At 71.6% G+C, this 12,437-nt stretch carries 8 protein-coding genes; all 8 read right to left on the reverse strand.

All coding sequences use genetic code 11. From position 1 onward, the window contains the following. Nucleotides 1–49: 49 nt before the first annotated feature. Nucleotides 50–3,049: a choice-of-anchor D domain-containing protein gene (locus GTY96_RS36670; protein ID WP_143905141.1), complete on the reverse strand. Its 3,000-nt coding sequence runs from the start codon at nucleotides 3,047–3,049 to the stop codon at nucleotides 50–52. A 225-nt stretch (nucleotides 3,050–3,274) separates the two neighbouring features. Continuing rightward, the gene (locus GTY96_RS36675) at nucleotides 3,275–4,150 is read right to left on the reverse strand and encodes an alpha/beta fold hydrolase (RefSeq protein ID WP_143905140.1); all 876 of its coding nucleotides are present in this window, start codon (nucleotides 4,148–4,150) and stop codon (nucleotides 3,275–3,277) included. Nucleotides 4,151–4,203: 53 nt separating this feature from the next. After that, nucleotides 4,204–4,392, reverse strand: a complete 189-nt coding sequence (locus tag GTY96_RS36680) for a hypothetical protein (RefSeq protein ID WP_143905139.1) — start codon at nucleotides 4,390–4,392, stop codon at nucleotides 4,204–4,206. Between the two features lie 200 nt (nucleotides 4,393–4,592). Then, nucleotides 4,593–6,512 (reverse strand): AAA domain-containing protein, encoded by a 1,920-nt coding sequence (locus GTY96_RS36685; RefSeq protein WP_161667131.1) that lies wholly within the window; start codon nucleotides 6,510–6,512, stop codon nucleotides 4,593–4,595. Between the two features lie 62 nt (nucleotides 6,513–6,574). After that, nucleotides 6,575–7,897, reverse strand: coding sequence for a chitosanase (locus tag GTY96_RS36690; RefSeq protein WP_161667132.1), 1,323 nt, complete (start codon nucleotides 7,895–7,897; stop codon nucleotides 6,575–6,577). A gap of 166 nt (nucleotides 7,898–8,063) precedes the next feature. Then, on the reverse strand, nucleotides 8,064–8,930 hold the full coding sequence (locus tag GTY96_RS36695) for a hypothetical protein (protein WP_143905136.1): 867 nt from the start codon (nucleotides 8,928–8,930) through the stop codon (nucleotides 8,064–8,066). 8 nt (nucleotides 8,931–8,938) lie between these two features. Next, entirely contained in the window at nucleotides 8,939–9,481 is a 543-nt protein-coding gene (locus GTY96_RS36700) for a DUF350 domain-containing protein (protein WP_161667133.1), read from the reverse strand. Nucleotides 9,482–9,532: 51 nt separating this feature from the next. Beyond that, nucleotides 9,533–12,055 (reverse strand): ELWxxDGT repeat protein, encoded by a 2,523-nt coding sequence (locus tag GTY96_RS36705; RefSeq protein WP_161667134.1) that lies wholly within the window; start codon nucleotides 12,053–12,055, stop codon nucleotides 9,533–9,535. Nucleotides 12,056–12,437: the final 382 nt, after the last annotated feature.

Here is a 12,437-nt window from a genome sequence, read left to right on the forward strand (position 1 = left end):
CCCTCTGGGCCCGGCCCGGGCGCGGTGCGTCACGAGCCTCCGGCCCTGGCTAGGGCGTCGGCGCGCAGATGCTGCGGTAGCGGATCTCCACGGACTGGCCCGCGGTGGGCACCGCGCCCTGGTTGAAGATGACCGCGTTGCGGCCCGCGTCGTACATCCACTGGTCCGCGGGCAGGACGCGGCCATTCACGCGCACGCTGAGCTCTTCGGTGCCGTCCGGCAGCGCGGTGAGGGGGAAGTCCGCCTGCGGGCCGCCGGCCTGCTGGATGATGGGGTCCAGGAAGGCGCGGTAGTCGCTCTCGCAGATGGAGCCCACGCTGCCGCCCGTGCCCTTGGCCACCGCGGCGAAGCGGTCCGCGCTGGTGCCCGCGGTGGAGCAGGACGCTCCGGCGGGGACGAGCGCGTGCAGGTTGCTGCGGTGGGACATGCCCGTGCCCTTCAGCGTGTGGAGGAACTGGATGTAGCTGTCCGGCTCGAAGCCGGAGTGGTCGTCCTCGTCCGCCAGCACGACCACCGCCATGCGGGCCGCGATGCGGGTGAAGCCCAGGTTGCCGTCGTTGGGCTGCGGCGTGCGGAGGTCGTCGGCCTGCTCGGACAGCGGGGCGGACAGGCCCTGGCGCATCGTCTCCAGGCCCTGCACCAGGTTGTGGCAGAGGCCCACTTCGATGTTGGCCTGGATGGTGGCGGCCGCGTTGGCGCTGGCGCCGGACACCACGCGGGCGCGGCTGCCGTCCACCGGGAAGAGGCGGCCGGCCTCACCGCCGTTGGCCCCGCCGCCGCACTGTCCGTCGCGCTGCACGAGTCCGGTGCTGGTGACGCCCACGCGCACGTCCACGTTCAGCTCCTTGGCGCGCGCCAGCCAGCCTGGGATGGCGTTGCGCAGGCGCTGCTGGTACGGCTCCATGGTGGTGGTGTTGGACACCACGAAGAGCACGTCCAGCTGGCTGTCGGTGCCCTGGGTGAAGCGGTCCACCTGGATGCCCTCGTGGTTGGTCTCCGCGAGCAGCGGCACGAGGAAGCCGTGCGGCTCCGTGTCCGACTGGAGGTACATGGGGCTGTAGTGCTGGCCCAGCACGTCGCGGGCATAGCCCACCTCCATCTCGAAGCCCTGACCGGGCTGGAGCGTGATGGGCGCCGTCACCGGCGTCATCAGCGAGAACTGGTTGCTCGTGCCGTTGCCGATGATGGCGTCCGAGACGGTGAGCGGTTCGCTGCAGCGGTTGGACACGAATGTCTTGCGCGGCTTCGCGGCGCAGTCGTAGCGGATGGGCCCGAAGTCCACGAAGGACGGCGTGGCCACCAGGCAGGACGCCTCCGACACCGCGTGGATGGGCAGGGTCACCGTGGGGTAGGCCGGGTTGTTGACGGTGAGCATCAGCTCGCCGTTGAACTCGCCGCCCGTGGCGGGGGCCTTGAAGGCAATCATGGAGCTGAAGGCCGTGTCGTAGAGCACCACGCCGCCGGTGATGGGACCTCCGGGCATGGAGAACACGCCGCCGCCGTCGTTGGACAGGTGCACGTTCTTGATGGCGCACTCGGCCCGGCCCGGGTTGCGGAAGTAGAAGCCCAGCACCGCGCCGCGGCCTGGCGCCACGTTGGCGAACTCCAGCTTCGGTTGGGGCCGCAGCTGATACACGCACGGGCCACTGGCGCGAGCGCGGCCCGTCAAGGTGATGGCGCGCTCGGGCGTGAACAGGTCGTTGGACTGCACGAAGAGCGTCGCGGTGAAGGTGCCCTCCGTCTTGGGCTCGAAGTAGACCTTCAGCTCCAGCGCGTCGTCGCCCGGGTTGATTTGAAGGCCGTTGGCCTCCAGCGTGGGCCAGGCGCCGGCCTTCCAGGCGTAGGGCTGGGTGCCGCGCGTGGGGGTGTCCACGTTGAACTGCGCCGCGTCGCCGTCCGCGCGCACGCCGGTGAAGGTGAGGGGGCCGTTGCTGCCCGCGTTGGTGATGCGGATGACCTGCTCCACCTTGCCGCCCACCGGCAGCTCTCCGAAGTCCAGCGCCACCGGCGCCACGGCCAGCGTGGGCCGGCCGCCTCGCGCATCCAGCATCACGCGCGACTCACGCGCCTTGTCGGACGCGTACGCCACCGTGAGGTTGCCCACGTTGGGGCCGGAGTAGCGCGCGGCGAACTCCATCCGCATCTCCACCACCTCGTCCGGCTGCACCGTGGTGCCCTCCGGCTTGGACAGCGGCAGGAAGGCGCGGTCGCTGGTGGCCAGCGCGGAGATGGTGACCGGGCGCCAGGTGATGTTGCGCGCGCGGGTGAAGGACTCGGTGCGCTCGTGCACCGGGATCTCGTCGAAGGGCACGGGCGCGGGGTCGAACACGAAGGCGCTCGCCACGGAGTTGCCCTGCAGGTCCACCACGGACGGGGTGCACGTCTCGCAGGACACGACCTCCAGCCGGGCGTCCATCCGCCCCAGCGAGCGGGGCAGGTACTTCGTCTTCACCACCTGGGTGGTGTTGGGCGGCACGGTGATGGTGTCCGCCGTGAAGGGGTCCGCCTGATTGCCCGCCACCTTCAGCGTCAGCGGGAGGTCCACGGGGTTGGTGACGGTGACCTCCAGCGTGCGGTCGCTGTCCACCTCCAGCGTCTGGTAGTCCAGCACCGGCGGGTTCACCCCGATGCGGGTGGGCGTCCCCAGGCCGTGCACGGGCACCTGCTGCAGGGCGCCCACGTTGGCGTCCGTCGTCACGCGCAGCGTCTCCTCCACGGGGCCCTCGGCGAGCGGGTGGAAGCGCACCTTCACGACGTGGGACTCGCCCGGCGGCACGCGGCCTCCGCCGTCCGTCAGCTCCACCTGGTAGGCCGGGTTGTTTCCCAACCCCAGCGCCTCCAGCGCGGAGAACGGCACGTAGCCCACGTTGCGGATCCGCACGTCCTTCTCACGCCACTCGCCCACCGGCACGTCACCGAAGTCGAGCGCATCCACGTCCAGCACCGCCGTGGCCTGCACCCCGCGCGTCTGGTCCTCCTCGTGACACGCCATCGTCCCCGCCACCAGTGACGCCAGCAGGACGTACCGACCCCTCCACCCCATCACCATTGTCCGCTCCCCATCCTTCCCCACCACACGCACACGGATGCCCGGGACACGGGCCTCTCCTAATCAAGTCCCGTGCCGGAGCCGGCACGGGGCGTGGTGCCCCCTGAAATCAAGGACTTGGCGCCCAATCCAGCGGCCAAGTGAGCGCTGGAGGGAACCGGGGTGCCCTGGAGGGTGAAAGGTTTTTCCTGGCCTTTTGCCAAGGAGCACCTGCCTCATTTCAGGTCAGGAAGTGGACGCTTCCCCCACGAACGCGGCGATCGCGGCGGCCACGGCGGCGGGCTGCTCCAGGTGGACGTGGTGGCCGCCGTCGAAGAAGCGGGCGGGGCCCACCAGGGTGCGCAGGGCGGCGAGCCGCCCCTCGAGCAGCGCGGGGGTGGGGGACAGGCCGCGGGTGCCCCGCAGGAGCTGCACGGGGCAGGTGACGGCGGCCTCCAGCGCCAGCCACTGGGCCTCGTCGAAGGCCTGTCCGAAGCGGCGGCGGTGGCGCGGGTCGAAGGTGAAGGTGAAGTCCCCCTCCGGCGTGAGCCGGGTGCCGTGGCGGGCGAAGAGCAGGGCCGCGTCCGGGGAGAGGGTGGGGTTCGTGTGACGCAGGCGCTCCGCGGCGGCCTCCACGCTGGGGTAGCGCTTGCGGTTCGGCGGGCGGCGCGAGTCCTCCAGGAAGCTGCGCAGGCGGACCGGGGCGCCTTCGGGCGGGCCGCCGGACGGGCCCAGGCTTTCGATGAGCGTCAGGCTCTGGATCCGCTCCGGCCGCGCGGCGGCGTACGCCAGCGCGACGATGCCGCCCAGCGAGTGTCCCACCAGATGCACGCGGGGGAGTGCGAGCCCGTCCAGGGCGGCCTCCACGTCCAGCAGGTGGTCGCTGAAGTGGTACGCGGCGCCGGGCCCGGCGTGGCCGCTCTCCCCCATGCCGCGCAGGTCCAGCAGCACCGTGCGCCAGGCTTCGGGCAGGAACTCGGAGAGCGGGTCGAAGCTGTGGGAGTGGTCCAACCACCCGTGCAGGAACAACACGGCGGGGGTGCCGTGGGGGTGGCGCTGCCGCACGTGCAGCGGCAGGCCCTCGGCGTCCACGGTGAGCGATTCGAATGCGGCGGCGGGCACGGGAACCTCCTCGTGCCTCCCGCCTTACCCCGTCCCCCCGGGTGCTGGCGACCCTACGCGACGCTGCTGGACGACGACGCGGGGCGCGGCGGGCCTCCGGTGTCGGGACGGCCGAGCACCAGCGCCAGCTGCCGGGCCTGGCTCTCCGTGGCGCAGCGGTACTCCTGGGTCTTGCCGTTGGGCCGGTCGATCCGAATCACCCAGACGTCATTCTCCTTGGTCACCACAGGCGCTTGAGACATGCATTCCCTCCGTGCCCGGAAAGAGAAGCATCCTTCGTGCCGACCCTGTGGCTTGCGCCAAATGCCTGATTTCCGGCCGTCTCCCCGGCGGGCGGCGGAGCGGGTGACAAAATTCGTTCAGCGCGCCGACAATTTTCGCGCGCCTGGTTCGCACTCCTTGCGTAGCCCTGGGGGGCAGGCCGGAGTCATTGGGATGACAATCATTGTTCAGCCGGGTCTGGCCACTCCCACGCCGAGCGGTAGCCGCCGTCGGTCTGCGTGCCTTCGATGAAGCGCGCGTAGAAGGGGTGGCTGCTGAGGGTGGCGGAGTCGCCCACGACGAACAGGTGCCGGCGGGCGCGGGTGAGGGCGACGTTCATGCGGCGCAGGTCATTGAGGAAGCCCAGCTGCCCCTCGCTGTTGGAGCGGGTGAGGCTGACGAGGATGGCGTCCTTCTCCCGTCCCTGGAACGCGTCCACGGTGTCCACTTCCACCTCGGGGTGGACGGCCTCCAGGGCCTCGCGCAGGTGGCGGGCCTGGGCGCTGTAGGGGGCGATGACGGCCACCTCGCGCGGGGACAGGCCCAGGCCCAGGAGCTGGCGCACGCGGGCGACGACGTAGCCGGCCTCGCCCGGGTTCAGGAGGCTGTGCGTGGTGGGCTCCTCCTCCTCGTCGAAGCCCTTGCCCGCGGTGTCCAGGTAGAGCACGGGCGGGGCGTCCACCTCCGTTCCTGGCGTGAGCACCCCCGCCAGCGTGCGATCCGCCACGGACGGGTGGGCGCGCAGCTCGCTGGCGTACATCTCCTTCGACGGGAAGGCCATGATGGCGGTGTTCATCCGGTACTGCTCGCGCAGCATGCGCTTCACGTCGTCGCCGTGGTCCTTCAGCAGGCGCTCGAAGAGGCTCACGCCCAGGCCCGCCTTCGAGGCCTCCTGCGACAGCACGGTGGGGGGCAGCTGCTGCGGGTCCCCGGCGAGCACCACCTTCGGCGCGCGGAGGAAGCCCAGCAGGGCCAGCGGCTCGGTGGCCTGGGTGGCCTCGTCCAGGAGGGCGCGGTCGAACTCCTCGCCGGCGAGCACGCCGGAGCCCAGGCTCGCCAGCGTGACGCACACCACGTCCGCGCGGGCGAGCACGGCCTTCACGGCCTTCTTCTCCAGCTTGCGCGCCTCGTCCATCAGGTCCTTGGCCTCCGCGGTGGAGGAGCGGGCGTTGGAGAAGCGCTCGCGGCTGCGGCCCTGGTTGCGCTGGCGGCGCGCGTAGCCGAAGAGGTCGAAGGCCTCGTCGAACAGGTCGCGGCTGATGACGCGGTCGGGGTGTTCCTCCACCACGATGTCCAGCGTGTGCTCCTGGAGGCGGGGCGCGACGCGCGCGGGGTGGCCCACGCGAAGGGCCCTCAGGCCCTGCTCCAGGCACAGCTCCAGGAGGTGGTCCACGGCGGCGTTGCTGGCCGCGGTGCACAAGAGGCGCTCGCCGCGTGCGACGGCCTGGGCCGCCACCTCCGCCAGCACGGTGGACTTGCCGGTGCCGGGCGGGCCGTGGATGAGGAAGAAGTCCTCCGCGGCGAGCGCGCGCCTGGCGGCGTCCAGCTGCTCCGGGTTGAGCGGGCGGGTGGGGGTGAAGTCCCTGGTGTTGTCGAAGCGCGGGGGCTCGTTGCCCAGCAGCACCTCGCGCTTGTGCCGCTCCGCGCCCTTGTCCAGGCCCTTCACGCGCTGGAGGCCCGCGCGCACGCGCTCGTAGGTGACGTCGTTGGGGACGACGTCCAGGCGCAACAGTCCCTCGGAGAGGTAGGCGGGGGGCTCGCGGTCGAAGGCGAGCTGGATGCGGGTGGAGGTGGCGCGCGACACGAGCGCCTTCGCCGGTTCCTTCACCTCCGCGCGGCGGGGCAGCACCGCCACGAAGTCGCCGTTGGACAGGCGCGTGGGCAGCCTGCCCCGGTCCGCGCGGGCGAGCGTGAGGAGGATGCGGCCCCCCAGGCCCACCTCCTCCTCGACGGTCTCCAGGTCCAGCACCGACAGGCCCTGCTCCTCGCGCTCGCGCAGGGACAGCCCCTGCGCGAACGCCGCCATGCGGGCCTTCTCCGCCTCGCGCTCCTGGGCGAGGAGCGCACCGAGCTTGTCGAAGAACGAGACGTCACGAGCCATGGAGCGGGTCATGCCATCCCGGACGCCCCGCCGTCACGGCCCGCGTGGGGGGGCCTGTCGTCCTACTGGCAGGCGTACGTGAACGAGGCCGGCGTGCTCCAGGTGCCGTCCGGGTTGATGGCGCGCACGGTGTAGCCGCTCGACGGGTAGGTGGTGCCCCAGCAGTCGCGGGCGCGCACGTCGTTGCGCAGGGCGGTGCCCAGGTCCCAGTTGCCAAGGCGGCGCTGCTTCTCATACGCGGCCACGCGGTCCACCGCGTCCGCCCAGGTGGAGTCTCCCGCGAGCACGTCCCGGCGCTTCTCCAGGAACTTCTGGAGCCACGCGCTCTCCGTGATGCCGTTGTAGCCAATCACCGGCGCCACCTGCGCGCTGTTGCCCAGGGCGGTGTTCGCCTTGCGGATGAGGTCCCTCGCGCCGTCCTCGCCGTGGTTGATGGCCGCGTCGTACAGCGCCGCCTTGGTGAGCGCCTGGGTGAGGCCCCACTTCGCGGCCTCGTTCATGATGGGCGTGTAGTAGAGCGCGTCGCTCACCTGGTCCTGGCACTGCTTGAAGTCCGCCTTCGTGGCGGCGGTGTTGAAGCTCGCCGCCCAGTCCGTGGTCCAGCCGCCCACCGCGTCCAGCTCCGCCGTGGACGCCTGCGATTGCCCGGTGGACAGGAAGCGGTTGTTGATGACGGTGAGCGCGCTCCAGTACTTCGACAGGCGGTTGCCATTGGCCTCGGTGCGCAGGGCCCGGTAGCACTGCACGACCTGGATGGCGTCGCCCGTGCCGGTGCAGAAGCCCGCCCGCCCGTTGGTGTAGCCGCGCCCGTCGTGGATGTTCTCTGAATAGGCGTAGTCGAGCGTGGGCGTGTCGTTCTCCCAGATGCTCGTCAGCGCCTCCGCCACCTTCTTCTGGTTGGCGGTGAGCCCGGTGCCGCCGGGAGCCGTGCCGCCGCAGCTGTCGGACTGGACCTTCACGTGGGTCGCGGTGAACGACGTGCTGGAGTCGGTGGAGTAGTTGAACGTGTACGACGCGTTCACCGCCACCGTCAGCGAGGACGTGCGCGTGAAGGTGCACGTGCGGCCGCTCTGCGTGTGCGCCCAGCCGGGTTGATCATCGTCACACGTCACGCCCGAGGGCACGTCGAGGGAGACCCGAGGATTGGCGATGGCCACCGTGCCCGTGTTCTTGAACACCAGCGTGCCCCAGTAGTCCGGGCCCACGTACGTGTTCGTCGTCACCGCGTGCGTGCACGCCCCCAGCTCCCTCACCACTTCGCCCGGCGCCTCCGGCGGGAACTCCCGCTCCTCCGCCGCGCCGCACCCCAGGGCCAGCATCAACAGCCCCACGCCGGCACACCCCCGCTGGCCCAGCACCCACGTCCGCGAACACCTGGTTTCCATCTGACTGACTCCGTCTGGAAGGGGACGCCGCCACGAGGACGGTTCATCCTTGATAGAGCAGAAATAACGGAAATAAATGTGGGGCTCCAGGGCCCGGGTCTGGCACTGTCCTGCGGGAGGAGCCTGTCGCGACACGCGGCTTGGCCCCAGTGGGCGAAGCGCGTGCTCAGCCCGGCGCGTCCGGCAGGGGGAGCACCCGCCAGAGCTGCGGCTTGTCGTACTGGGGAGGGATCATCCCCAGGGGCCAGCCCTCCGCGGTGAGCTCCGCGTACTGGTACCCGCGCCCGGCGAAGGGGATGCGGGTGCCGTTGCCGGGCAGCCCCACGCCAATGGCCGCGTGCGCCAGCGCGTCCGAGTACAGCATCACCGCGTCCACGCCCACCTGTCGCAGGAGCATCAGCGCGAGCACCGCCTTGGAGTCGCAGTCGCCTCGGTCCTGCGCGGGCACCAGCCCCGGCGGCACGATGCCGAAGGGCTCGTCGCCGGGCAGCTCGTAGCGGATGCGGCGCACGAACCCGAGGATGAGCTCGGTGGCCTGCGCCGCGTCCAGGTCGCGCTCGCGGATGGAGGTGGCGAAGCGCTCCCCCAGCACGCGCACCGGCTCCGCGTTGCTGCGCATCAGCTCCGCGTAGATGCAGCGCATGTCCGTGCCGCACCCCGGTGGCGCCACGTACGTGAATCGCTCCGGGCCCATGGCGCGGTAGCGCAGCCGCACGCTGTAGTCGCGGTGGGCCTCCTCCAGCCCTCGCTCCACGGCTTCCCCCAGGCCGTAGGCCACCTGCTGCCGCGCGGGCTCCATTCCCTCCACGCGCCAGTCGTAGGCCTTCACGCGCTCTGGCGGCGTGTCCTCGGGGATCAACGCCGCGCCCAGGTCCTGCGTGGCCTCCCGGGGTGGGGCCACGGGGGCTTCGGTCCGCGGTGCCTCCGCGAGCCGGCCCGCGTTCCTCGCCAGCACCCACCGCCATCCGGTGATGGACAGGAGCGCGCCCACCAGCACCAGCGACAGCAGCGTCCTCCAGGAGCGCGCGGACATGCGGGACGTCAGGCGGGCGCGCGCAGCATGCCGGTGGGCAGCTGGGGGAAGGGGATGAGTCCGTTGAGCGCGGCCTGGAGGCCGGGCGCGGTGAGCAGGGCGATGACCAGCAGGAAGGCGCACAGCAGCAGCGCGGCGGCGATGTTGCCCTTGCGCACCTCCGCCAGCTCCTCGATGCCGGGCGTCATCTTGTCGAACAGCCGCACGCCCAGGGCGAGCACCGCCACGCCCACGGCCAGCGACAGCCCCACGTGCACGAGCGCCAGGCCCATCAACTGGAGCACCGCCATGGCGGACACGGGCGGGTTCTGCACCGCCAGGTCCACCGCGTCGCTGGTGGCCTTGAGCGCGTGCTGCACGAGCAGGCCCAGCGACACGAGGCTCGTCGCGTGCACCAGCCCGGCGGCGACGTTGCCCTGGCGCAGCTCCTCCACGGGGTGGCTGTCCAGCAGGCGGCTCAGGCCGCGCATGCTCAGGCCGATGCCGAGCGCGGCCACGAGACCGCCGAGGACGACCTTCATGAGTCCGACGACGAAGAGGGTGGGGTCCATGGGGCGCGCGGGACTGTAGCGGAAGTCCCGCGGACCGCCACGGCCCATGGCTCAAGCGCGGGGCGTGCCGTCCTTCCGACGGCGGCTCCACGTCCAGGCGAGGAAGAGCACCGCGCCCCAGCCCGCCGTCGAAGGTCCGCTGCCCACCGAGCAGCCCAGCCCCTTGCGCATGTCGCTCGTCGGGTCGTACTCCACGGTCAGGTGGAAGCTGCACAGCGCCGCGTTGCCCGCAGCGTCGATGGCGGTCACCTGCACGGAGTGCACGCCCGGCGCGAGCGGCGTGCCCACGACGGGGCTGTAGGAGATGTCCGCCGCGGACACGGTGTCCTTGGCGGTGGCGGGCGGATAGTCCGCGCGGGTGCCGGACACCACCGCCGTCTTCAACGTGAGGTCGCTCGGGCAGGTGAGGAGGGGCGGTCGCGAGTCGCGCACCTTGACCTGGATTTCGCAGGTGCTGCGGGTGCCCGCCGCGTCGGTGCGCGTGACCTGGACGCGGGTGAGGCCCAGCGGGAACAGGTCCCCTGACGCGTGCGTGCGGGTGACAGTGCCTTGGGAGGACGTGCCGTCGGTGGATGTGTCCTCCGGCCAGAAGGCATGGGCTCCCTCGGGGCCCTCGGCCTCCACACGGACCTCGCTCACCTTGCACGCGGAGGAGGGCGTCAGGGCGTCGCGCACGGTGACGGTGAACGTGCAGGTGCTCGCGTTGCCGGCGCTGTCCTTCGCCGTCATCGTCACGACGGTGTCGCCCAAGGGCAGCACGCTGCCGTTCTCCGGGCTGTAGCTGATCAGCGGCTGGGGGCTCGTCTCATCCGTCACGGCCACGTTCGGATAGTGGAAGGTGAGGCCCCGGGCCGACCAGGTGTCGAGCGTCAGCTCCGTCGGGCAGCCCTGGAAGGTGGGGCCCGACACGTCGCGGGACGTCGTGGTGATGGCGCAGGAGGCGACGCGGCCCTCCGCGTCCTCGGCCTGATAGTGGATGGGGATGGGCTGGTAGAGCGGCAGCAGGGTGCCGTCCGGGTGGGTGGAGCGCACCGTGAACGGGGGCTGCCCGCCCACCAGGGGTGGCCTCAGGTCGCGCGCGAGCGTGCCCTGGGGGCTGTTGGAGGGAACGTCCTCGGAGGCCGGGCACACGAAGGTCGGCGGCGCGTCATCCCGGTCCAGCCGCCACAGGCCCAGGTGCGTCCACGCGTCCGCGGAGGCCACCACGAGCGACCCCTGGAAATGTGAAAGCCGCTTCGGAGCGACCCCCGGGTCGCCGGAGGGCAGTCGCGTCAGGCGGGACGTGCCCGCTCCGGTGCCGTCGGTGCGCCACAGCTCGCGCACCCCGTTGTCCACCGCCACGGTGAACGCGAGCGCCCCGTCCCATTCCGTGAGGGCGTCCAGTGAGACGCGCCCCTGCGGGAAGTCCAGGGGCAGCGTCCTGGTGCCCTCCGTCGTGCCATCCGTCACCCACAGCGCGTCGTTGAAGTTCGCGCCGCGCGCCGAGAAGTAGGCTCGCCCGCCCACGGCGACCAGCCCCCGGCTGGAGTCGAGAGTCATCGCACCCGGGAGGGCCTTCACCGGCAGGCTCCCGGCCTCGGTGCCGTCGGTGCGCCACAGCGCCACGCCATCCGGGCCCTCCACGAGGAAGAGGAGCGTGTCGCCCAGGGCGGCGAGGCGCAGCCGGGACGGGCTGGCGGCGCTCGGTCCCAGGTCGGTCACGAACGCGGTGCCCGCTTGGGTGCCGTCCGACTTCCAGAGCGCGGGGCCGCGCAGGCCGTCATCCGCGACGAAGAAGAGCGTGGAGCCCACCGCGGTGAACGCACGCGGTGACGCGTCGCCGGTGCCTTCGCGGAGGTCGCGCACCCGCCGCGTGCCCGCCTCGGTGCCGTCGGTGCGCCACAGCTCGCGGCCCTCGGGGCCCGTGGCGCTGAAGTAGACGGTGTCGCCCGCTCGCGTCAGCTCGCCGGGGCGGGAGCTGCCCGTCCCTGGGAGCACGTCCTTGACGCGCACCGTGCCCGCCTCCGTGCCGTCCGATTTCCAGAGCTCGAAGCCGCTCACGCCATCCGACGCGGTGAACAGCACGGCGTCGCCGGACACAAAGAGCGCTCCCGGCGAATCGAAGGCGCTGTCCGGTCCCGGCTGGAGTTCACGAACGAGGTGCGTGCCCGCGGGCGTGCCGTCGCTCGTCCACAGCTCGCGTCCGGTGCTCGCGTCCGTCGCGGTGAAGAACAGGCGGTGGGACGTGGCGCGCAGCGAGGACTCGTCGATGACCAGGTTCGCGGGCAGCAGGTCCTGCGCGGAGCGGGTTCCCGCCCGGGTGCCATCCGTGACCCATAGCTCTGGGGCCGAGCGAGCCGGGGCCTCGGCGCGAGGACCCGTGAAGAAGAACAGCCGCCCGTTCAGCGTGGCGGTGGGCCCGCTGTCGAAGTGCGAACCCGGGCCGCCCGGCTGGACCGTTTCTTGGGTCAGGTCCGTGAGGAGGCGCACGCTCACCGGATCCGCCTGTCGAGGCTCGCCCTGAGCGAACGCCTGGGTGCCGCCTGTCACCAGTGCCAACGCCGAAAGCCACGCATGAACGCCGACCGTCCCCATGCTCGCCCCTCCCTCGCCCGTCCTGCCTGACACCTGGACCGGGGGCACCGTCATCACGGATCCCCGGAGCTACAACCCGGGTCCCGCCCGACTGTTCGCCAGCCAGCGTCCGTGTCGCGGTCACACCTGTTTCATGTGTTCACCACCGGCCGCGGCACCCGCGAGCCCCCAACGGCCGGCCTCACGGCCTCTAACAAATGTCGAAGTCGGCGGAGCTGGCTCTTCCAGGCCTGGGTTCGTTCCACGACCCAGCGGTAGCAAATGAGTCGCTCCTTTTCGTCAGGCGCTGTTCGCGCGCCGCCCCCTTTCACGGGGCGCCCCGTGGCGGGAAGGGACGGGGGATGAGCCATTCATGCCCGCGCCATGATGACTCCGTGAAGAT

Source organism: Corallococcus silvisoli (genome assembly GCF_009909145.1).
Classification (GTDB): Bacteria; Myxococcota; Myxococcia; order Myxococcales; family Myxococcaceae; genus Corallococcus; species Corallococcus silvisoli.

Coding starts and splice junctions, on each gene's coding strand:
- GTY96_RS36670 (WP_143905141.1), bottom strand. CDS start 3,049: ATGGTGATGGGGTGGAGGGGTCGGTACGTCCTGCTGGCGTCACTGGTG.
- GTY96_RS36680 (WP_143905139.1), bottom strand. CDS start 4,392: ATGTCTCAAGCGCCTGTGGTGACCAAGGAGAATGACGTCTGGGTGATT.
- GTY96_RS36685 (WP_161667131.1), bottom strand. CDS start 6,512: ATGGCTCGTGACGTCTCGTTCTTCGACAAGCTCGGTGCGCTCCTCGCC.
- GTY96_RS36690 (WP_161667132.1), bottom strand. CDS start 7,897: ATGGAAACCAGGTGTTCGCGGACGTGGGTGCTGGGCCAGCGGGGGTGT.
- GTY96_RS36695 (WP_143905136.1), bottom strand. CDS start 8,930: ATGTCCGCGCGCTCCTGGAGGACGCTGCTGTCGCTGGTGCTGGTGGGC.
- GTY96_RS36700 (WP_161667133.1), bottom strand. CDS start 9,481: ATGGACCCCACCCTCTTCGTCGTCGGACTCATGAAGGTCGTCCTCGGC.
- GTY96_RS36705 (WP_161667134.1), bottom strand. CDS start 12,055: ATGGGGACGGTCGGCGTTCATGCGTGGCTTTCGGCGTTGGCACTGGTG.